The sequence below is a fragment of the Bartonella sp. AP36NXGY genome (genome assembly GCF_042195865.1).
Classification (GTDB): domain Bacteria; phylum Pseudomonadota; class Alphaproteobacteria; order Rhizobiales; family Rhizobiaceae; genus Bartonella.
Genome location: NZ_JBHIPD010000012.1, coordinates 57,721 through 78,618 on the forward strand (window position 1 = coordinate 57,721; position 20,898 = coordinate 78,618).

Consider the following 20,898-nt stretch of genomic DNA (forward strand, 5'->3'; position numbering starts at 1 on the left):
ATTTATGCGTAAAAGCACAGGTGAAGTAACTTTTTTCAAGGTATGATATATGTCGTATGATAGTTTTATTGCTGAAGTGAATGCAGAATTTCGTCAGGAAAAGGCGCTTGCTTTTTGGAGACGGTATGGTTTTTCAATTATTGGAGCGGCTGTTCTTTTTATATTCATGATAGTTGCTTATCAAGTTTATCATCATACACAAATAAAGAAAGCTGGTTATATTGGTGATGCATTTGTAAAGAGTCTTGATCTTGCGGATACACGTGATTTTGATAAAGCGATAAAGCAATTAGAAACTGTTAAAACCTCTCATTTTGGGGGGTATCCTTTTCTTGCTCGTTTACGTGAGGCTTCTTTACTCATGGAGAAAGGTGATATTATTAAGTCAGTGGAGATCTTTGATTCTGTTGCAGCGGATGAGAAAGCACCGCAGATTTTGCAGAAAGTTGCAAAAATTCGGGCGGCTTATATTCTGGTTGATACAGGGACATTAGCTGATGTTGAAAAGCGCATCAAAGATATGGCAAGTGATACCGATCCTATGCGTATGTCTGCAAGAGAAGCTTTAGGCTTAGCTGCTTATAAGGCGGATAAAATGGATGAGGCGGTTTATTATTTTAAGAAAATTTCTGAAGAAGGTTCTTTGGGTTTAAAAATAACAGATCGGGCTCGAATGATGCTTGAGCTTATACAAGCTGAGGGCAAGGCAAATAAGGAATAAATCGATGAGCCTTACCATTGCTATCGTTGGTCGTCCCAATGTTGGGAAGTCAACACTATTTAATCGTTTGGTTGGGCAAAAATTGGCTTTGGTTGATGATAAGCCTGGTGTAACACGTGATCGGCGTATTCATGCGGCAAAACTTCAAGATCTACGTTTTGATGTGATTGATACGGCTGGGCTGGAAGAAGCAGGTGATCATACACTTGAGGGGCGTATGCGTTCTCATACAAAAGTTGCAATTGATGAAGCGGATCTTATTTTATTTGTATTTGATGCAAAGAGCGGAATAACACCAAGTGATTTAAATTTTTCTTCATTGGTTCGCAAATCAGGAAAGCCAATTGTGCTTGTTGCCAATAAGTCTGAGTCAAGAGCGGCAACAGGAGGAGAGTATGAGGCGTGGTCATTAGGTTTGGGAGAGCCATGCCCAATATCGGCTGAACATGGTTTGGGACTTAGTGATCTGCGTGATGCAATTATAGATGCTGTTGGGTCAGAGCATGTTTTTGGCAACAACAAAGAAGAAGATAGAATGATACAACCTGCATCTGTTGGTGATGATGTAAAGGATTTGGAAGAAGAGGAGCTTATTTACGATGAAAGTAAGCCCATTAGGATTGCAATTGCGGGGCGTCCCAATACAGGAAAATCCACTCTTATCAATAGTATGTTGAAACAAGAGCGATTGTTAACAGGACCAGAAGCAGGACTCACGCGTGATTCTATTTCTGTAGATTGGGAATGGCGTGGTCGTCATATTAAACTTTTTGATACTGCAGGTTTACGTCGAAAGTCGAGAATTCAAGAAAAATTAGAAAAACTATCTGTTGCAGATACTTTGCGTGCTATTCGTTTTGCAGAAGTGGTGGTCATTGTTTTTGATGCAACGATACCTTTTGAAAAGCAGGATTTACAAATTGCTGATCTTGTGATTCGTGAAGGGCGTGTTCCAGTTATTGCTTTCAATAAGTGGGATCTTATTGAAAACAGTCAGACCACATTGATTGATTTGCATGAAAAATGTGCGCGATTTCTTCCTCAAGTTCGTGGTTTGAGAGCTGTTCCTTTATCAGGACAATATGGTCAAGGGTTTGATAAACTGATGGAAAATGTCATGATGATGCACCGTGTATGGAATCGTCGCATTTCGACGGCTAAATTGAACCAATGGCTTGGAACTGTTGTGGCACATCATCCACCTCCTGCGGTTTCTGGACGTCGACTTAAGGTTAAATACATCACACAGGTTAAGACACGTCCTCCTGGATTTATGATTTCCTGCTCGCGCCCCAAAAGTATGCCTCAGTCGTATTTGCGTTATCTTGTCAATGGGTTACGTGAAACATTTGATATGTCTGGTATACCCGTTCGCATATCATTACGAGCCTCTGATAATCCTTTTGCGACACGTTCCAAGAAGAAATGATAACTCTTTAATTTTTTAAGTGAATGAAATCTATACTTAAGAATCTTAAAAATAAGTTTTTTAAATGATCGTTCTTTTCATAAAAGAAAAAGTTTTATTTGCTAAAGTTTTAATTTTATTGATAATCATTTATCATGAGCGCTATTGAATAGAGTTCTCTCATCTTGATAAAAATCATTTATTTGCATGTCATGAGAAGAGTTTAATAGGGAGTATTTAAGAAAGAGTACATAATCCTCTTAATGGGTCATTAAAGTGCAAGAATAGATGCAATATGAGGGTAGGGGAATGTAATTATGATGCTTGTTTGAAAAGCAGCATTAGATTATCGTTTCATAAAAATAAAGCTTATGAATAAGCGCTTTTGCTTACGATAGTTTGTCTGAATAAAAAGCAAAAATATTTGCTGAATCTACGGATATTCAATTGTAAAGAGCGAAATTCATAAAAGTGGATTAAAATTGTATAAAGTAGTATGGTTATCGTATTTAAATTTTATTGTGTTCTATTGGCTTAATCTATTTGAAATTTTGGATTTATTAATATCTTGTATTTAAAGGACCTTCTCTTAATACCCTCAAGCTCATTTCGTGATGAGGCCTGTAATGGCGTATATAAAATACTTTGCGAATAGGATCATATAGAAACCATTGATTATTTCATTTTCATAAAATAAAAAGTGCAAGTTTATTCGAATAAAAGGAGAAAACCAACGCTCTCATACTGTTTTTAGCTTTCTATGTTCTCTTTCAAAACTAGGACTGATATAACATTGGGAGTCGGAAAATAAGATGGTATTGGTTTACACCTTTTGTTAAGTGTAAAAATGGTTGTTCTATGAGTTTTATATTATTCACGTGAACTTTTCGTTATACATTCACGGGTGCTGTCGTGAAATCGGTTTAGGTGCTTGGAATATCTTTTTAAGAAAGCATGTAAATTGAAAAATACGTTATTTCTGCAATAAAATTTATACGATAACTTGTGATAGATTTCTTTTAGTATCTTGACGAATAAATTCGGGAACAATATGATGCACACGGTTTTATGAAATGTATTCTTACGTTGCTTTTTAATTAAGGAGCCAATGATGGCGATGGGCGAGAAACCCGTTATGAGCCGTAAGGAGGCTGAAGAGGAAAAGCAAGGAGAGTGTCTTCATTCAGAGGATTTGGAATGTCGTAGTAGGAACTTAAGCGTAGCTTTAGTGCGCAAGCAAGCATTAAAGAAGCGGGAGCATAGGAATAAGCGGGAAAAATCACAAGGAAGGATGGCAGGTGCAATTAAGCTTTCCAGTGAGTTTCTGGCAAGTATTATAGTTGGTATTGTTTTGGGGTTGGGGTTTGATAAGTTAGCAGGTTCATGGCCTTGGGGATTGGTATTTTTTCTCTTCTTTGGATTTGCTGCTGGTGTATTGAGTATTCTTCGGTCTGTGGGGTATGTTTCCTCCAGTCAATTAGGAAAAAAAGGCGTATTGCGCCAAGATAAACAAAATAAAGGGGCCAATGAGAGGTCCGATAAATGAGGTTGAAGTGACAGCGCACGCTCCAGATCCTATTCATCAGTTTGAGGTTTTAAGGCTGATTAAGATTTCCATAGGAAATATGGATTTATCGTTTACAAATGTATCATTGTTTACAGTTCTCACGGTTGTTGTAACTTCTATTTTTCTCTTTATTTCATCATCGAGTCGTGGATTGGTTCCAACGCGGATGCAGTCTCTTTCGGAAATGGCATATGAATTTGTAGCATCGACTCTGCGGGAATCATCTGGTGTGCAGGGAATGCAGTTTTTTCCTTTAGTTTTTTCTCTGTTTACTTTTATTTTGGTTGCTAACTTTATTGGTCTCTTTCCTTATTTTTATACGGTTACGTCTCAAATCATGATCACGTTTTCGTTAGCAATGGTGGTAATTTTGACGGTGATTGGTTATGGCTTTTATAAGCATGGGGTCAGTTTTTTGAAACTGTTCGTTCCCAGTGGAGTTCCTGTTGTGGTTTTACCTCTGGTGACAATGATTGAGGTTATTTCTTTTCTCTCCCGTCCAATTAGTCTTTCTCTTCGTCTTTTTGCGAATATGCTTGCTGGTCATATTACGCTTAAAGTGTTTTCTGGGTTTGTTGTTTCAATGATTGGGGTAGGAATTGTAGGTGTGGGTGGTTCGATTTTACCGCTTATTATGACTGTAGCAATTACTGCTCTTGAGTTTTTGGTCGCATTTCTTCAGGCTTACGTCTTTACGGTTTTAACTTGTATGTATCTTAATGATGCAATTCATCCAGGACATTAATAGAACTGGCGGTTTTCCGTCGAATAATGCAATTTCGCTTTAAAGGAGAATAACATGGAAATGGTGCTTGCAGCAAAATATATTGGCGCTGGTCTTGCTTGCTTTGGTATGGCTGGAACAGCTTTAGGACTTGGTAATATTTTTGGTAGCTATCTTTCTGGTGCATTACGAAATCCATCAGCAGCAGATAGTCAGTTTGGACGTCTCGTCTTTGGTTTTGCTGTAACAGAAGCTTTGGGAATTTTTTCATTGCTCATTGCTTTATTACTTCTTTTTGGGGTTTAATCATTATCAAAAGGGTATGTCTGTTCTTGCATGAGGAAAGATTTACCCTTTTAGGCTCTTAACTAGAGAGATGCCAGAGAGATGTTTGTCAGTTATCATCAGTTATAGAGGGCTTTAATAAGCTATTTAAAGGATGAAAGAAGATGTTTGTTTCAAGCGCTTATGCACAGAACACTGAAACGTCGATAGAACATATTAAAAAGGTAGCAGAGCATGCAAATCGTGTGTTTCCGCCTTTTGATTTTGTGCATTTTGGTTCGCATTTTTTCTGGTTGGCAATTTCTTTCGGACTGTTTTATCTTTTTATCTCCCGTGTAATTGTACCACGTATTGGCGGTGTTATTGAAACACGGCGAGATCGAATCGCATCTGATTTAGATCAGGCAATGCGCATGAAGCAAGAAGCAGACATTGTTGTTGAAACTTATGAGCGGAAATTAGCAGAAGCGCGTTTGAACGCGCAGGCTATAGCGCAGGTAGCTAGTAAAGAATTAAAAGAAAAGGCAGAGCTTGAACGGAAAGAAATTGAAGAGAGTCTAGAGAAAAAACTCGCAGATTCTGAAAAACAGATAGCAAAAATTCGGGATAAAGCGATGCAAAATGTTGGTTCTATCGCTGAAGAAGTAGCTCTTGAAATTGTGAAAAAATTGATTGACGTTGATATCAGCAAAGAGGCTGTTCGTTCAGTTGTTAAAACTGCGGATTATTGAGGAAGACAAAGATGACTGATACTTTTTGGGCATTTGTTGGGTTGGTTCTTTTTTTGGCTCTTTTAGTCTATTTCCAAATTCCACAGAGGGTTATACACCATCTTGATGCGCGCGCGAAACGTATCAAAGATGAACTGGATGAGGCTCTGCGTCTTCGTGAAGAGGCACAGGAAATATTGGCTGAATATCAACGCAAACATGCAGAAGCAGAAAAAGATGCGCAAGAAATTATTGCAGCAGCAAAGCATGAAGTTGAATCCGTTATTGCTGAGGCCCGTGCAAAAGCAGAAGAATATGTAAAAAACCGCAATAAATTGGCAGAACAAAAAATTGCCCAAGCAGAAGCGGATGCAATACGCATGGTTTCTTCATCGGCGATTGATTTGGCAATTTCTACAGCAGGTACCCTTATTGCAAGGGAAATAGATTCTAACAAGGCAGATGAACTTATCAAAGAGTCTCTTGAGAAAGAATCATTTATCAAAATGAAAACATATCTTAATTAATGATATTTGAGAGATAAAGAACAGTCTCTTTGGTTGCATAATTTTCTCAATATTAATTAATAAAAGTCATAAAAAAGAAAAAATTATCTTCATTGTTTTTATCAGTTAATAGGGTATTTTGATTTTAAATGACAAGTTTTGAGAAGTCTGCAACCGATTGTGTAACAATGTGAGTGCGTTTGAGAAGAGCAAGACGGTTAGCACGAACATCAGTTTTTTTATCATTCACCAATACTTTTTCAAAAAATATATCAATCAATTTTCCAAGTGGCGCTAGCACACTGAGTGCAAATGATAAATTTGTTGCATTGATGGGAGCAAGAACCTTTCTTTCTACTTCACAGATTGCATGATAGAGCTGCTTTTCTTCTTTCTCGACAAAGAGCTCAGGATTAATTTCATTCGCTATTGTTGTGCTTTTTTGAAATTCATTTTCAAGAATATTGGCAGTACGTTTTACAGAGGCTACAAAGTTCATTCCATCGTGGGTATTGATGAAAGCGATAAGCGATTCGACACGACGTGCAACCAATAAAAAATCATCAGAATCTTTATTTAAAACGGCTTCAAGGGCATCGTAACGAGCGCCTTCCTCTTTTAGATAGATTTTCAAACGGTCATGAAAAAAGAATAACAGATCTGATAAAATATATTCTGTTTTTTCTGGAAGCAGATTCTGCAATTGTGAATTTTCTCTTTGAGAGATTTCATATTTATTTTTTTGTTGTAAGAAAAGATTCGTTGCTAACTGGAACAGCGGCATAAGATTGATTTTCCAATCTCGCGAAAGTACAAGCCTAATAATTCCCAATGCTGCTCGTCTTAACGCATAGGGATCTTTTGAGCCCGTTGGTTTTTCATTAATGAGCCAAAAGCCAACGAGCATGTCAATTTTGTCGGCGAGCATAACGGTTATAGCTAGTGGTTCTTGTGGAAGACGATCTGTTGGTCCTTGAGGTTTATAATGGTCTTCGATTGCTACAGCTACGCGAGGATCTTCCCCTTGAAGAAGGGCGTATTTTTGCCCCATAACACCTTGTAGTTCAGGAAATTCTCCGACAATTTCTGTTTGCAAATCAGCTTTTGCAAGGATGGCTGCACGTTTTGCTAAAAGAGGATCTGTTTGTATCAAAGGGGCAATTTCTTGTGCGAGTGTAGCAATGCGTTCTACTCTTTTACCTTGTGTACCTAATTTAGCATGAAAGGTTACATTCAAATGATCAAGTCGCGCCATTCTTTGATCGAGAGGTTTTTTTATATCAAGCTCAAATTTTTTTATAGAAGATTCCAATTGTTGAAGATCAGGCAAATCATGCTGATCGGTTTGCCAAAAATGAAGTGCATCAGAAAGACGGGCACGGACAACCTTACTATTTCCTTTCGAAATTTCTTTGCCTTCATCATTTGCAAGAATATTAGAAACGAGAATAAAATGATGAGAAAGTTTTACTTTTTCTCCTTGTTTGCGGGTGACAAAACATTTTTGATTGGCTCGAATGGTCAAGCGAATAATTTCTGGAGGAATATCAAGGAATGATTTGTCAAAATCACCCATCAGGATAACAGGCCATTCAACAAGACCAGCAACTTCTTCTAGGAGGGGATTATCTTGAACCAGTTCTAAACCGTTTGCAAAGCAGAGATTTTGGGCATCAGCTAAAATAATATTCTTTCGTCTTTCGGCATCCAGAATGACTTTATGGGTTTCAAGTTGAGTAACATAGTCATTAAAGCGGCGCACTTGAAATGGCTCTCCATCACTTAAGAAACGATGACCATAAGTTAAATTATTGCTTTTAAGAGAACCAATTGTAAACGGAATAACATGTGTTTCACCAATTTCTGGTCCGAAGATGCAAAGAATGTTTTGTAAAGGTCTAATCCACTTCAAAGTACCACTTTGTGCTGAATCTTTTCCCCAACGCATAGATTTCGGCCACGGAAAGTTGCGGATAATATCCGGTAAAATATCGGCAATAATTTCTTCTGCAGCTCGACCTTTTTTAACAATTTTAGCAATATAAAAATGACCTTTTTTATCATCATGTCCAATATGCGCTTCAGAAACATCATTTAATCCTGTTGCACGTAGAAAACCATCAATTACATGCTGTGGTGATTTTATACTGGGACCTTTGCGTTCTTCATGGACATCTTTGGAGCGTGTGGAAAGTCCGCGTATGTCCAATGTTAGCCGACGAGGTGTCCAATATTCACGAGCAGCTTCATAGATCAATCCAGCATTCACAAGTTGATCTGTAACAGATTTCTTAAGATCAGCAGCAGCTTTTCGTTGCATACGTGCGGGGATTTCTTCACTGAAAAGTTCAAGAAGAAGATCAGACATTAGGCTTCTCCAGTATATATTTGTCCAGCTTCTGTGAGTAAAAAGGCTTCCCCACAACGGCGCGCGAGATTACGAACGCGAAGAATGTAATTTTGTCGTTCGGTTACAGAAATAACGCCACGTGCTTGCAAAAGATTAAAGATATGGCTCGCTTTAATACATTGATCATAGGCAGGAAAAACACAGCGATGGAATACATTTTCTTTATTTGGTTTTCCAGCATCAAGAAGTGCGCTGCATTCGCGTTCTGCATCGATAAAGTGCTGATGGAGCAGTTTTGTATCAGCAAATTCGAAGTTATAATATGAGTATTCCTGTTCTGCCTGTAAAAAAATATCTCTATAACTTATTTTGTTTTCTCCCTCCAAACCATTAAAGTTAAGGTCATAGACGTTATCAACCCCTTGGATATACATCGCTAGACGCTCAAGACCGTATGTGAGTTCCCCTGAAACTGGAGCGCATTCAATGCCGCACACTTGTTGAAAATAAGTAAATTGAGAGACTTCCATTCCATCGCACCAACATTCCCATCCAAGCCCCCAAGCACCAAGAGTGGGACTTTCCCAATCATCTTCAACAAAGCGAATATCATGCAGTTTTGTATCAAGCCCGATAGCTTGTAGCGACTTTATATAAAGTTCTTGTAGATTGAGCGGAGAGGGTTTGAGAAGCACTTGGAATTGATAATAGTGTTGTAAACGATTTGGATTCTTACCATATCGGCCATCTGTTGGACGTCGAGAGGGTTGGACATAAGCAACTTTCCAAGGGCGTGGTCCTAGAGAGCGTAATGTTGTTGCTGGATGAAAAGTCCCAGCTCCGACTTCCATATCGTAAGGTTGCAAAATTGCACACCCATAGTGTGTCCAATAATTTTGCAAAGTTAATATTAGTCCCTGAAAAGAACGTTTGGGGTTAAGATGTTCAGGCAGTTTCACGCTTTATACTCTTTATATTGAACTAAACAAAAAACAAAGTAATTTTAGTTTCTCTATTTATTATTTCATGTGGTTTATGGTTAAGCATCGTTTATTGCAAACCAAATTTCAACTTTTCTTGAATTTGTTCAGAATTTTCTGGTTTTCCGTCAATTGCGTGGTTCCATTGAAAGATTGCTTCACGTTTACGCCCAACTTTCCAATAGGCATCCCCTAAATGATCATTTAGTGTTGGGTCCTCAGGTTGTAATCTGACAGCATTTTCTAATATTTGCACTGCTTTATTATATTCTTTTAGTTTATAATAAGCCCACCCTAAAGAATCGAGAATATGACTGTTGTGAGCTTGTAAAGCAGAGGCTTTTTGTAGCATACGGAGCGATTCTTCAAGCTTCTCACCACGTTCCACAAGGGAATAGGCTAAATAATTAAGAACCTGCGGTTGATTTGGGAAAAATTCAAGTGATTTTCGCAAGTCAAGTTCTGCTTTTGGCCATTGCTTTAAACGTTCAAAAGCAATACCACGCTGATAAAAGAGTTTCCAATCGTCCTGCTGAAAGTTTTTTATCTTTGTAATAGCGTAGTCTAGAGTTTTAATGGCCTCAAGAAATTTATTGTCCTGCATATAAAAAGCAACGAGCGTTATCAAAATATTACGATCATTGGGAAATTTTTTATTTAACAATGTGAGTAATTTTATTGCTTCTTTGTAATTGTTGTTATTGGCAAGAAGGAATGCAAGATGAAGTTGTCCATCTTTATAATAAGGAGATTTAGGGGATAAAGCGCGATAAAGTTTAATTGCTTGATGTGGATCGTTCAATTTAGCAGAAATGTGTGCGAGCTGAAACAGTGTTGCGTCATTTTGAGGGTATAAGGCGAAAGATAATTGCTTAAAAATACGTGCAATTCGCCCTGAGTTTTTGTAGTTGAGGGCTGTTCCAAAATTATATAATACCTCGGCTGCTCCTTGTTGAGGTGTTTTAATAACTCTCTCTAAGAAAGAATTTTTTTCAATTTTTTCTTGAAAATTTTTAAGGACTTCTCGACCTGACAACATTTGTTCGCCATGCTGGATTGTTTGAAGAGCTTGGTTGCGCATATTATGGCGCAATTGGAATGAGGCATAGGCTATGATAATACGCTCATAAGTATTAGGAGCGATAAGAGTTCCCTGTTTGTTACTCAGTGCTTTAATGAAATATTTTTTTGCATCCTTTGGCCGTTCTGCAAGGTCGCTCATAAGTGCTAGATGATAAGATATAAAAAGATCATACCAGACAGGACCTTTGAGTTTCTTAAGATCATCGATTGCCTGAGATTTTTGTCCAGATCCAAATGTAATCCAAGCGCCGATGAGTTCAGGTATTGGATTATTGGACGTAGGAAGTTCCTTTAATTTCAGAAGAGCCTTGGCATTCTTATAATCTTTTTTGATGAGACTTTCTACTGACAAAGTTAAGGAAACAAAGGGAGTTATAACATCGTTCTCTTTGAGTTTTTGGGCTTGTTGGACAGCTTCTTTAAAGTTTCCGACCGAGAGCATAGCTTCAAGGAGCTCTTTTTGTGTTTCAATGTTATCAGGTTGATAAACCAGTGCTTGTTTAAAATAATTGATAGCAAGTTCTGTTTTATTTTCATGATTTGCAACCCGTCCAGCTAAATAAGCACCTGTAAATGAGCTTGTATGAGTTGCTGCACTTATTTTACTGTAGGTGAGGGATGGCATCAGCATGATACCCACGATAAAGAGGGCAAAAAGTCGAGATACCGTTGCAGAGCACATGGAGCTAATCCTTTTCAAGATAATCAATTGATGGTGTTGTTTATAGATCATATCTCATTACTTTGTTGAGAAATACTGCGATTCTTGCAAAGAATTCAGTTTACGCGCGCAATACAAAATTCAACAGTCTCAACGAGAGCATTATAAGCAAGATTTTCATTCATGGGAACAAGAGCATCAATTGCATATTTTCCATAGATGCGTGCTTGTTCTATTGTATCTGTGATACTATCATACTTTTCCATTAAGTGTTGCGCGTGTGCGAAGGATTCATCATTATTATTGCCATCTTCAAGCGCTTTTTTCCAGAAATCTTTTTCTACCATATTCCCACGCTCATATGCGAGAATAACAGGCATTGTGATTTTTCCTTCTCTAAAATCATCCCCTATATTTTTTCCTAAGTTTTGAGCACTACCGCTATAGTCAAGTGCATCATCAATTAATTGGAAAGCTAAACCTAAGGATGTTCCATATTCACGTAATGAAGAACGCTCTTTATTTCCATAGCCAGCAATAATGGGTCCTACTTCAGCGGCTGCTGAAAAAAGTGCTGCTGTTTTTGCATCGATGATTTTGAGATATTCTGAAGGGCTGGTTTTTATATTTTTTGCGGCAGAAAGTTGCATAACTTCTCCTTCAGCAATAATTGCAGCAGCGTTGGCTAGGACAGAGAGCGCTTCTATGGAACCGACATCGACCATCATTTTAAAGGCCTGGCCCAATAGGAAATCACCAACAAGTACACTTGCTTGATTCCCCCAAATCATCCGTGCTGTAGATTTTCCACGTCGTAAATTACTTTCGTCAATCACATCATCGTGTAGCAATGTTGCTGTATGCATAAATTCAACAGCTGTTGCGAGTTTTATATGCCCGTCACTTTGATAACCGAACATATGAGCAGAAGCGAGCGTAATCATTGGGCGTAATCGCTTTCCACCTGATGAAATAAGATGGTTAGAAATTTCAGGGATCATCTCAACCTCTGATTTTGCCATAGAGAGAATAAATTGATTTACGCAATCCATATCTTTTTGAGTAAGATTGACAAGAGGTTGAAGAGAAATTTGATTATTTCTTATTTGTTTTGGTTTGATAGCTGCACTCAATGTGTTTACTCCTAGAGTATTGCAATGGACATATATAAAATTTACTTTATTCATTAGCATAAAGGGGGTTTGGTTTTGACTCAAGCTTTTGATGTCGTTTAAAAGTGTTAGCTTGGAATGTTATTGGCAAGAAATGTTCTTTAGCGAGTGTAATCTTATTGTTATAAAATAATAAAAAATTTAAAATAGCAGCTGAATGGCAAAAATGCAGTTTATAAAGGTGAGCATTAGGCTTTTAAATGGATAAAGCAGCGAATCAGAGTGGTGAAACAATTGACAGTTTTCACCGCGGGAAATTTTATTTGGTTCAACCCCATAAATATGGTCATCGTTCTGGAATGGATGCGATGTTATTAGCTAGTTTGGTTCCAAGTGATTTAAAGGGCAAGGTTGTTGATTTAGGTGCTGGTGCTGGAGCTGCAGGGTTAGCTGTTGCTTCGCGTTGTCTGAAAGTTCATGTTACCTTAGTTGAACGTTCGGCTTTTATGATATCTTATGCTCAAAAAACGCTTATGCTAAAACAAAATAAACAATTTGCTAGCCGAATTTGTTTGCTAGAAGCAGATGTTACCTTCAAAGGGAATGCCCGTATAAAAGCAGGTTTGATAGATAATAGCTTTGATTTTGCGATTATGAATCCACCTTTTAATAATCCCACTGATCGCAAGACACCTGATCAACAAAAATCTGAAGCACATGTTATGCCTGAAGCGATGTTTGATAATTGGTTGCGGAGTGCAGCAGCGATTGTCAAGCCAGGTGGATACTTAGGGCTCATTGCACGACCACAATCACTAGTAGATATTTTGCGTGCTTTAGAAGGGCGCTTTGGTGGTATTTGTATCGTTCCTGTGCATGCACGTGCAAAGACAGCAGCAATTCGTCTTTTATTTTACGCAAAACGAGGAAGCAGAGCAGCTTTATCTATTTTACCGGCATTGGTTATACATGAAGGTAATGACCATACTTTTTCACCCCGAGTTGATGCAATTAATAATGGATATATAAGCTTGTGGGAACTTTTCTAATAGTATCTTGTGTTTTTTAGTTTATTATTTAAAGTCTACACTTTGTTGTTAGGGAGGTTTGACTTTGGATGAAATTATATTTCTGGTTGTAATGTGGGGATTGATTGGCGTTTTTGGATGGTATCGCGTTCTTCCTTTTTGTTGTCCTTGCCTATTTAATTGTTCTTAATTTATAAGGAGATTTTGTTTTGATGGATTTTATTAAAAGTTTTATTCCACGCCGTTTTTCTTCCGATAAACTTGAAATTCCTGTGGTGCGCCTTCAAGGAGCAATTATGGATTCATCAGCATCTATATCTCGTACCCTTTCCCTCAGTAGGTGTGCAAATCTTTTAGAGAAGGCTTTCGCACACAAAAAGTCACCGGTTGTTGCACTTATTATTAATTCTCCTGGTGGTTCACCTGTACAATCGCGTTTTATCTTCAAGCGCATTCGTGACTTGGCAGAAGAAAAAAATAAAAAGGTTCTTGTGTTTATTGAAGATATTGCAGCATCTGGTGGTTATATGATTGCTTGTGCAGGGGATGAAATTTTTGCAGATCCTTCTTCAATTGTTGGTTCCATTGGAGTGGTTTCAGCTTCCTTTGGTTTTCCGGAACTTTTGAAGAAAATTGGTATCGAACGGCGTGTATACACAGCAGGAAAGAACAAAGTTACATTAGATCCATTTCAGCCAGAAAAAAAGGCGGATATTGAGCATTTGAAATCTCTCCAACTTGAAGTGCATCAAACTTTTATCGATTTGGTTAAAGAACGGCGTGCTGAAAAATTATCAGATGATTCGAATCTCTTTACAGGAATGTTTTGGAGTGGAAAACAAAGCGTTGGGCTTGGTCTGGTTGATGGATTGAATGATGTACGTTCTGTTATTAAGGAGCGCTTTGGTAATGATGCAAAACTTCGACTTATTATGCCTCCAAAAAGTTTTTTAGGACCTAAAACGCCTTCAGGAGTGACGGCACATACGGTCTATACAGTCGTTGATAGTGCATTGATGGCAGCAGAAGAGCGAGCTCTTTGGCAGCGTTATGGTTTGTGATGGAAAGGATCATTCAAGCCAGAGAGATTTTTATCTAAAAACAGATACTAGAAGAAAAAAGGCTTGAAATGATACGAATGAGAACATGTCGTTTATTTTGTATGAGAACTCTTTATATTTATTGTTTTTTAGAAAACGATTAAGAATATTCCAAGCTGTTTATAGGGCTCGTGCTAAAAGTATGGGTAAAAGGGGGAAATTTTTAAAAGAACCCTATGTAAGTGAATATTACGTCATATGATATCAAATGTACAAACTTCGTTCCAAAGACATTCCTATTTATTTACACCTATTAAATTGAATTTAGCTCTACATGTTGTAGGGCAACGTGCTGACGGGTATCATTTAATAGAGAGTTTGGTTTATTTTAGTCTTAGCGGTGATTGTCTACACTATGCACCTTGTGAAAATAATCAGTTTGTTTTGACGGGGTCGTTTGCAAAAGGGCTTGTTTCTCATTTAGACAATTTGGTTATTCGCGCAAGGGACTTTATGCATAAGACTTTTCCGGAATGTGCTCAACCTGCTTTTTTTCGGCTTGTAAAAACATTACCTGTTGCTTCAGGCATTGGTGGTGGCTCAGGTGATGCAGCTGGGGTTATCAGCATGTTGCGTCGGCAGTGGAATCTTGATTGCTCTTACGAAGAATTAGCAAAAATGAGCTTAGTTCTTGGTGCTGATGTTCCCATGTGCCTTTGTGCATTAGAGTATCAGCAGCCGCTTTTGGTTAAAGGAATTGGTCAAGAGATGATACGACTAAAAGAAGCTTGTTCATTAGCAATGGTATTGGTTAATCATGGACAAGAGATTTCAACACAAGCTGTTTTTAAAGCGTTAGAGAAGCGTCATAATCCTTCTTTAAAAATTAATACAGACGCTTTAAAGAGTGTTGATTCATTAGTTGAAGTTTTACAAGAAACGCGTAATGATCTTTTTTCTCCTGCATTAAAAATAGCACCTCAGTTAGCTGAAGTGTTATCTATATTAGATGAATGTGGGGCTCTTTTTTCCCGTATGTCTGGAACGGGAGCAACTTGCTTTGGCATTTTTAAAAATAAACAAACGGCGCAACAAGCAGCTCTTTTTATCAAATCAATGTACCCAAATTGGTTTGTAAAACCTATCATGACTTTAGGAAATATTTGATAAATAAATATAAAAGCTTTTATTTTATCATGATTTTATTATACATAATAAAAGAGGGTAACCAAAGAAATGTGTTTTTTTATTTTTTGTGCAAGAATTCGTGGAATGTTTGAAGAGCCATTTAAAACTGTAATGCTTGCAAAAAATGATCAGGCTACAGAAATAGATGTATGTTTGTTGTATTTGTGATGTATCAAAGATGTTTAATTTGCCGCTTCAACCAAATTTTTCGTGCGAATTGGATTTGCAAAAACAGGGTTTTTTTCATATAGCAGGTGTTGATGAAGTAGGACGGGGGCCTCTCGCTGGACCTGTGGTAACAGCAGCCGTTATCTTGGATAGAGATCGTATTCCTAATGGGTTAAATGATTCAAAAAAACTTTCTTTTTTCCAACGAAATAGACTTTATCATGAAATTTTGCAAAGTGCATTAGCGGTTTCAGTCGCCAGTCTTTGTGCTCGTACAATTGATCAATCTAATATTAGAAAAGCAACGTTAGAAGCAATGCGTCGCTGTATTATAGGATTAGCCATTCCAGCCCACTATGTCCTTGTTGATGGGCGTGATATTCCTTCTGAGTTGTCCTGTCCTGCAATGGCATTGATTAAGGGCGATCAGCGTTCAGTTTCAATTGCAGCCGCATCTATTATTGCGAAAGTAACGCGTGATCGGATGATGGAATGTACAGGACAAGTTTATAAAGGGTATGGTTTAGAGAAGCATGTAGGTTATGCAACGCTAGCGCATCGTACAGCTCTTGATAAATATGGACCAGTTATAGGATTACATCGTTATAGTTTTGCACCACTAAAAGAGTGTAAAAAAGGTAATTAAAATCAGTGATTTACTACAAGAGTAAAGGGTTTTATAATTCATTGATTCTATTATGTTTTTTGAGTGTCTATCCCTAACCTTTTTGAAGCTTTTTATCACTTATTCCTATCTATTTTTCCAGATATAGAATCAGATATTTCTAACATGGGCTTAACTCTTATTTGTTATTAACCGTATAGCAATGATATACGACAAGGGGCGGTAATGGCAATTGTGAGTTTTAAATATAAGGGCTTAAAATTATTTTATACAACAGGTTCCACAAAAGCTATTTGACCAGATCACTTAAAAAATTATGCGTTATCTTAACGGCTTTAACAAGTGCTACTACGCCTGAAATGTTGAGAGCGCCTGCCTTTAAAATACACCCTCTTAAAGGTGAACTTACAGGGTACTATTCTATATGGATGAATGGAAATTGGCGTGTTACTTTTCGCTTTATAGGAACAGATGTGGAGCTTGTTGATTATCAAGATTACCATTGATGAGAGGAATGAAAAAAATGTCGCATAACCCCGCACATCCGAGTGAAGTTCTGAAAGTAGCTTTCTTAGACGAAATGGGGATAACAATACAAAAATTAGCTGATCATCTCCATATGACAAGAGCTTCTTTATCAAGAGTGATTAACGGACATGCTTCTATAAGTACCGAGCTTGCTATTAAATTAGAATTAGCTGGTTTTAGTAAAGCAAAATTTTGGTTGGATATGCAAACAAACTATAATTTATGGCAAACAAAGCAACAGGCACAACCACCTATTTCTCTTCTTGTTTTTGATACACCTCAAACGCCGCTTTGATTTCGTTAATAATTTTGATGGTGCTTTGGTTTGTTTTTTTAGCTGCCGCCCATTGCTCTAACTTTTTTGTAGCTTTTTGATTGCTTCTGTTGCAAGTCGTTTTCTATCGGCTGTTTTGGTACAAAGGGATGCCATTTTATCTTCGCTCCAGCCAAAAAGCGCTTTCATTTGTGAAACCGTAGCACCAGCATTGGCAGCACGTTTTGCTGCTAATTTTCGCAATCGGTGCGCTGATTTTTTAATACCCGCCGCATTACATGCTTCACGAAAGAGGTTGCCAAAACTTTCTTTGACAAGCTTATTTCCACCTTTACCACAAATGAATGTTTGATCACCTATGGGACCAATTTTAAGGGTTTCCTCTAGTTCTGGTAAAATAGGAAGAAAAACATCTGTTTTAAATTGGCTCTTTTCTGTTTTGAGATAAATGATATTATCTTTGACGTCTTTCCAGCCGATACGAACGGCATCACCACGACGCAAGCCTGTATAAAGAAGAACATCAATCCAGACGCGTTCATGTGTACCATGTGACCAATGGTGATAATATTTGTCTATGTCCTCTTCTAGCCATGGCAGTAATCCCCCACTGTTTAAAGATTTTGGTGCTTTTATATTAAAGGCAGGATTTCTATTTAAAAGGGCATTATCAACCGCCCAATTAAAGAGATCGTTTAAAGAGGTCAAAAAATATTTTGCCGCTGCGAGAGTAGCTCGCCTTCTGTCTACGGCGTCAAGGATGTGGTGTTTTTCTATGCTTTTATGTGCACGATCAGCAATATTTTTAGAACCATTGTTCAGAATTCGATATTTAACTTTTTAGTAGATTCTAATTGATTATGCCATTGCATGCTTTGTAAATACTGATGCAATAACCAATCGAAAGAGCCTTTTGTAAGTCTGTTTATTTTCTTGGAGATGCCATTTTGCGCTTGTTTAATAGCCAGCGTATATTTGCTCTGATGGAAATCAATGGACTGTCATAAATTTTAGCTTTTCCACTAATAAATGTACCACCGAAAACTTGTGCATCCCCAAAAACTTTGGCATAATCATAGACTTTTGCATCATCACTTATCCAGCAATTGCCATCATGACTTAGATTGTCTTCTTTTTGTATAAAAGTGCCAAGATCACCTGCCTTTACATCTCCAAAGTCTCTCAAAGCACGGATGCAGTAAAGTGTAATGTATCCACCAACCTCAATTGTTTCATCAGTCAGTTCATATTTCTTTTCCTTGATTTGTGCAGAATTCACCCGTAGCGTGAATCATGCATCACTTAAAAGTTATTAGGAATGGGTAGGGGGCTGGGAGGCATATGGGCACTCCCATTTTTTAAAAATATGCAAATTTATTTTTTTAGATGTGCTTAATTTCATATTTCCAATCAGGCAATGGAATGAGAGCTAATGCGAGTTGTCCTCTATGACACATGCATACATTAGCTTCAAAATAGGTGATTGCAACGCGCTTTTTGTTTAAAAAAATTTGATATAATTTGTTTATTGCACAAGAATTATCCTTGAGAGTTGTATTTTGATAATCTTCAAAAAGGCGATCATAATCTTTTGTGTTTTCAAATTTCTTCGTTTTTCAGAGGTAATTCCAAGTTCAGGCATATGCCATATATTCAATATCAATGTTGTTTACAACTTTCTCTAATTGTCTTTTTGAAAATCCGTATTTTCTGCTTATTGGATTTTTACGAATATCATACAAAAGTTTAATATTATTTTTGATAAGTTGATTGAAATAGTTCTCAAAGGATTTTCTTTCATAGCCAATGGTAAAAAAACAAAAGTTCTCATCTTTAGCAGGCTGTATGATAATATGTTTGATGTTACACACGTTTATTTCCTTAGTAAATAGGTGGGGGCTCTATGAGCGCCTCTTTCCAAAAGGATAAATCCTCCAGTGATTATCACCGCGTTGTGGAGCAAACAGGGGTTAAAGCTGGTGATGGCGGTTTTGATATCACTGTTAAAGATAAAACAACTTTGACCGGAGGTATTATTGAAAGCACAGCCTCGGCAGAAAAAACAGCCTGACCACAGGAAGTATCAGTACCAGTGATATCACCAACAGTGCGCATGCTCAAGCCAGCAGCCATGGGTTTAGCATTTCTGGGAATGACACGATAAAGAACATTGCCAAAAATGTTTTAAATCACGGCAAAACCAAGGATGGAGCAGAAGGGGAAACCAAATCTGCTATCAGTGATGGGAGTATCATCCTTACTGATATAACTGGACAGACGGCGATGGGGCAAGATGCTGGACAAATCATTGGCTCTCTCAACCGTAACACCGCTTGAGGGCATCGTTCATAATCGCGTAGATATGATCAATGATTTATCGGATGAAGGGCTTGGATACTAGGACAAAGTGCGCGAAATGACAAATGTCAAAGAGCATCCTGAGGGAGAAGTTGCGCACGATGAAAATGGCAATGTACTCTATTTAACTGATAAGAATGGATAGTATATAAAAGGCAGCGATGGAAAGTACATTACTCTGTATCACTTTTTAAATGCTGAAGATGAGCAGCATTTACAAGCTGGCTCTGATGGCGCTGTTTATATGTTCTACAATGGCATTTTAAATTCACCCGATGATGCTACGGGTAATGCTGTCCAATTGGCTGTTAATAAAAATGGTCCCCTTTATTTTACATACCACCCACAAGCTAAAGACAGGCTCGTAGAGATTGGAGTAGCGATTTATGAGTATTTTGGGGGATGGAGTAATTCAACCAAGAAGTTACAAGATTTTATCTATCATTATGGCAATACAGGGGCGATCGTTAGTGCGCATAGCCGAGTAGTCTTACAGTGGGCAATGGAATGCGTGACTTTGAACAGCATGGCATTCACGGTATAGCAGAAAAAACAGATATCTATCTTTTGGGACCAGCTAATAACTCTCTATCGATAGCGAATGCACTATATTATGTGAGTGATGGTAAAAAAGATCATATTTATTTACAAAACCATATATTTAATCCCATTGGTACAGGAATTAGTCACAATCTACCTCCTGTTTATAAGGTACCTTTGAAGTTCCCCTATGTATTATCCACCAGCAATTCCAATGATAGAGCAAGGGGGAACGTTTATCGGGCATAACCCTAGTATCCATAAGTGTTATGGTAATGCGGGGAAAAATGTCAAGATACTTATGGAACACATCATAATGATAATACAAAAATTTATGCACCTCGTGCAATTTTAGATTATTTAGGTTTAGGTTATTTATGGAAAAAAAATGAATACACTGTTTAAATTATTAAGTGGGATAGTTCTATTAAGTATTACTGGATGTAACTCAAAGCCTCCTTCAACATACTCTGTTATATGGCAAAAGCCAAGTGTAGACTTTACTGAGGTAGAAAAAGCATCGTTAGAGTGTGGTATATCATCTCCTTATAATATAGATTCGGAAAATAGTAAATTGGATTTAAATGAATGGGCAATGATTCATGGTTGTGTGATTCAATCGGGATTTCACTATAAAATTAAAAATGGAAAATGGTGTGAAATTGTAAAGATGATAGAATTCCAGTGTATCGTCCAAGTGCTGTCATCCCGAGGCGCAGTGTCAAGAAGCGCTTAAATAGTCCGTATTGTAAAAAAAGTATAAAAACACTCTTAAATATCAACACTAAATTTTGCCGTTGATAATCAACAATCAAAATGCTGTATGTGAAGCGATATGACGTATGGAATACACTTAGGTAATCCTATAACGTTGCGTCATAGGACGGATTGTGCACTCTCTAGGGTGATGAGTTTGAGAAAGCCTTGTCCGTCCTTACGTGACAAGTTTTTTTATACCACGTCGTTATAACGTTGCTGTTTTGCTTGCTCGATGACATTCAAAAGATCCGATTGTAACCAACGGGATAAAAAACCAAATTTT

21 protein-coding genes and 4 pseudogenes are annotated in these 20,898 nt (G+C 37.6%); 17 read left to right on the forward strand and 8 right to left on the reverse strand.

Annotation, left to right across the window (positions count from 1 at the left end):
- The first annotated feature begins 49 nt into the window (after positions 1-49).
- The 7 genes from ACFINX_RS06410 to ACFINX_RS06440 all read left to right on the forward strand — a co-directional run bounded on the left by ACFINX_RS06410 (position 50) and on the right by ACFINX_RS06440 (position 5,942).
- Positions 50-721, forward strand: a complete 672-nt coding sequence (locus ACFINX_RS06410; RefSeq protein ID WP_375612087.1) for a tetratricopeptide repeat protein — start codon at positions 50-52, stop codon at positions 719-721.
- 4 nt (positions 722-725) lie between these two features.
- Positions 726-2,150: a ribosome biogenesis GTPase Der gene (der, locus tag ACFINX_RS06415; protein WP_375668506.1), complete on the forward strand. Its 1,425-nt coding sequence runs from the start codon at positions 726-728 to the stop codon at positions 2,148-2,150.
- A gap of 1,090 nt (positions 2,151-3,240) precedes the next feature.
- Positions 3,241-3,675 carry an AtpZ/AtpI family protein gene (locus tag ACFINX_RS06420; protein WP_375612110.1) on the forward strand — a complete coding sequence of 145 codons (435 nt, stop codon included), beginning with the start codon at positions 3,241-3,243 and terminating at the stop codon, positions 3,673-3,675.
- A 7-nt stretch (positions 3,676-3,682) separates the two neighbouring features.
- On the forward strand, positions 3,683-4,441 hold the full coding sequence (locus ACFINX_RS06425) for a F0F1 ATP synthase subunit A (protein WP_375612111.1): 759 nt from the start codon (positions 3,683-3,685) through the stop codon (positions 4,439-4,441).
- A gap of 54 nt (positions 4,442-4,495) precedes the next feature.
- A complete protein-coding gene (locus tag ACFINX_RS06430; protein ID WP_005773968.1) occupies positions 4,496-4,726 on the forward strand; it encodes a F0F1 ATP synthase subunit C in 231 nt (76 codons plus the stop codon).
- 143 nt (positions 4,727-4,869) lie between these two features.
- Positions 4,870-5,436 (forward strand): F0F1 ATP synthase subunit B, encoded by a 567-nt coding sequence (locus ACFINX_RS06435; protein ID WP_375612089.1) that lies wholly within the window; start codon positions 4,870-4,872, stop codon positions 5,434-5,436.
- Between the two features lie 11 nt (positions 5,437-5,447).
- Complete coding sequence (locus tag ACFINX_RS06440) at positions 5,448-5,942, forward strand: F0F1 ATP synthase subunit B (protein WP_375638039.1); 495 nt, start codon at positions 5,448-5,450, stop codon at positions 5,940-5,942.
- Between the two features lie 124 nt (positions 5,943-6,066).
- Here ACFINX_RS06440 and glyS read toward each other — a convergent pair whose 3' ends face one another.
- The 4 genes from glyS to ACFINX_RS06460 all read right to left on the reverse strand — a co-directional run bounded on the left by glyS (position 6,067) and on the right by ACFINX_RS06460 (position 12,188).
- Positions 6,067-8,289 (reverse strand): glycine--tRNA ligase subunit beta, encoded by a 2,223-nt coding sequence (gene glyS / locus ACFINX_RS06445; protein WP_375668507.1) that lies wholly within the window; start codon positions 8,287-8,289, stop codon positions 6,067-6,069.
- Positions 8,289-9,230, reverse strand: coding sequence for a glycine--tRNA ligase subunit alpha (locus ACFINX_RS06450; protein ID WP_375668508.1), 942 nt, complete (start codon positions 9,228-9,230; stop codon positions 8,289-8,291). The genes glyS and ACFINX_RS06450 overlap by 1 nt, the downstream gene beginning before the upstream one ends.
- Before the next feature lie 91 nt (positions 9,231-9,321).
- Positions 9,322-11,016 (reverse strand): tetratricopeptide repeat protein, encoded by a 1,695-nt coding sequence (locus tag ACFINX_RS06455; RefSeq protein ID WP_375612092.1) that lies wholly within the window; start codon positions 11,014-11,016, stop codon positions 9,322-9,324.
- Positions 11,017-11,111: 95 nt separating this feature from the next.
- The gene (locus ACFINX_RS06460; protein WP_375629760.1) at positions 11,112-12,188 is read right to left on the reverse strand and encodes a polyprenyl synthetase family protein; all 1,077 of its coding nucleotides are present in this window, start codon (positions 12,186-12,188) and stop codon (positions 11,112-11,114) included.
- A gap of 179 nt (positions 12,189-12,367) precedes the next feature.
- Here ACFINX_RS06460 and ACFINX_RS06465 point away from each other — a divergent pair, with 179 nt between their 5' ends.
- The 6 genes and pseudogenes from ACFINX_RS06465 to ACFINX_RS06490 all read left to right on the forward strand — a co-directional run bounded on the left by ACFINX_RS06465 (position 12,368) and on the right by ACFINX_RS06490 (position 16,979).
- Complete coding sequence (locus tag ACFINX_RS06465) at positions 12,368-13,156, forward strand: tRNA1(Val) (adenine(37)-N6)-methyltransferase (RefSeq protein WP_375629758.1); 789 nt, start codon at positions 12,368-12,370, stop codon at positions 13,154-13,156.
- Positions 13,157-13,347: 191 nt separating this feature from the next.
- Entirely contained in the window at positions 13,348-14,196 is an 849-nt protein-coding gene (locus tag ACFINX_RS06470) for a S49 family peptidase (protein ID WP_375612095.1), read from the forward strand.
- Between the two features lie 237 nt (positions 14,197-14,433).
- On the forward strand, positions 14,434-15,342 hold the full coding sequence (locus ACFINX_RS06475) for a 4-(cytidine 5'-diphospho)-2-C-methyl-D-erythritol kinase (RefSeq protein ID WP_375629755.1): 909 nt from the start codon (positions 14,434-14,436) through the stop codon (positions 15,340-15,342).
- A gap of 199 nt (positions 15,343-15,541) precedes the next feature.
- Entirely contained in the window at positions 15,542-16,177 is a 636-nt protein-coding gene (locus tag ACFINX_RS06480) for a ribonuclease HII (protein WP_375629754.1), read from the forward strand.
- Between the two features lie 204 nt (positions 16,178-16,381).
- A pseudogene (locus ACFINX_RS06485) lies at positions 16,382-16,662 on the forward strand (type II toxin-antitoxin system RelE/ParE family toxin).
- A gap of 17 nt (positions 16,663-16,679) precedes the next feature.
- Positions 16,680-16,979, forward strand: coding sequence for a HigA family addiction module antitoxin (locus tag ACFINX_RS06490; protein ID WP_375668509.1), 300 nt, complete (start codon positions 16,680-16,682; stop codon positions 16,977-16,979).
- 57 nt (positions 16,980-17,036) lie between these two features.
- Here the strand turns inward: ACFINX_RS06490 and ACFINX_RS06495 are convergent.
- The 3 genes and pseudogenes from ACFINX_RS06495 to ACFINX_RS06505 all read right to left on the reverse strand — a co-directional run.
- A pseudogene (locus ACFINX_RS06495) lies at positions 17,037-17,932 on the reverse strand (tyrosine-type recombinase/integrase); the annotation flags it as partial.
- Positions 17,884-18,237 carry a hypothetical protein gene (locus ACFINX_RS06500; RefSeq protein ID WP_375668510.1) on the reverse strand — a complete coding sequence of 118 codons (354 nt, stop codon included), beginning with the start codon at positions 18,235-18,237 and terminating at the stop codon, positions 17,884-17,886. The gene ACFINX_RS06500 and the pseudogene ACFINX_RS06495, both read right to left, overlap by 49 nt.
- Before the next feature lie 355 nt (positions 18,238-18,592).
- Positions 18,593-18,829, reverse strand: a complete 237-nt coding sequence (locus ACFINX_RS06505; protein ID WP_375668511.1) for a DUF488 family protein — start codon at positions 18,827-18,829, stop codon at positions 18,593-18,595.
- A 32-nt stretch (positions 18,830-18,861) separates the two neighbouring features.
- Between ACFINX_RS06505 and ACFINX_RS06510 the strand changes: the two genes are divergently transcribed.
- The 4 genes and pseudogenes from ACFINX_RS06510 (at position 18,862) to ACFINX_RS06525 (ending at position 20,657) form a co-directional block, all read left to right on the forward strand.
- Positions 18,862-19,029: a hypothetical protein gene (locus ACFINX_RS06510; RefSeq protein WP_375668512.1), complete on the forward strand. Its 168-nt coding sequence runs from the start codon at positions 18,862-18,864 to the stop codon at positions 19,027-19,029.
- Between the two features lie 531 nt (positions 19,030-19,560).
- On the forward strand, positions 19,561-19,860 hold the full coding sequence (locus tag ACFINX_RS06515) for a hypothetical protein (protein WP_375668513.1): 300 nt from the start codon (positions 19,561-19,563) through the stop codon (positions 19,858-19,860).
- A complete protein-coding gene (locus ACFINX_RS06520; RefSeq protein ID WP_375668514.1) occupies positions 19,824-20,105 on the forward strand; it encodes a hypothetical protein in 282 nt (93 codons plus the stop codon). Before ACFINX_RS06515 ends, ACFINX_RS06520 begins: the two co-directional genes overlap by 37 nt.
- A 139-nt stretch (positions 20,106-20,244) precedes the next feature.
- Positions 20,245-20,657 (forward strand): annotated as a pseudogene (locus ACFINX_RS06525) (hypothetical protein).
- 150 nt (positions 20,658-20,807) lie between these two features.
- Here ACFINX_RS06525 and ACFINX_RS06530 read toward each other — a convergent pair.
- Positions 20,808-20,898, reverse strand: a pseudogene (locus tag ACFINX_RS06530) (DNA-binding protein); the annotation flags it as partial.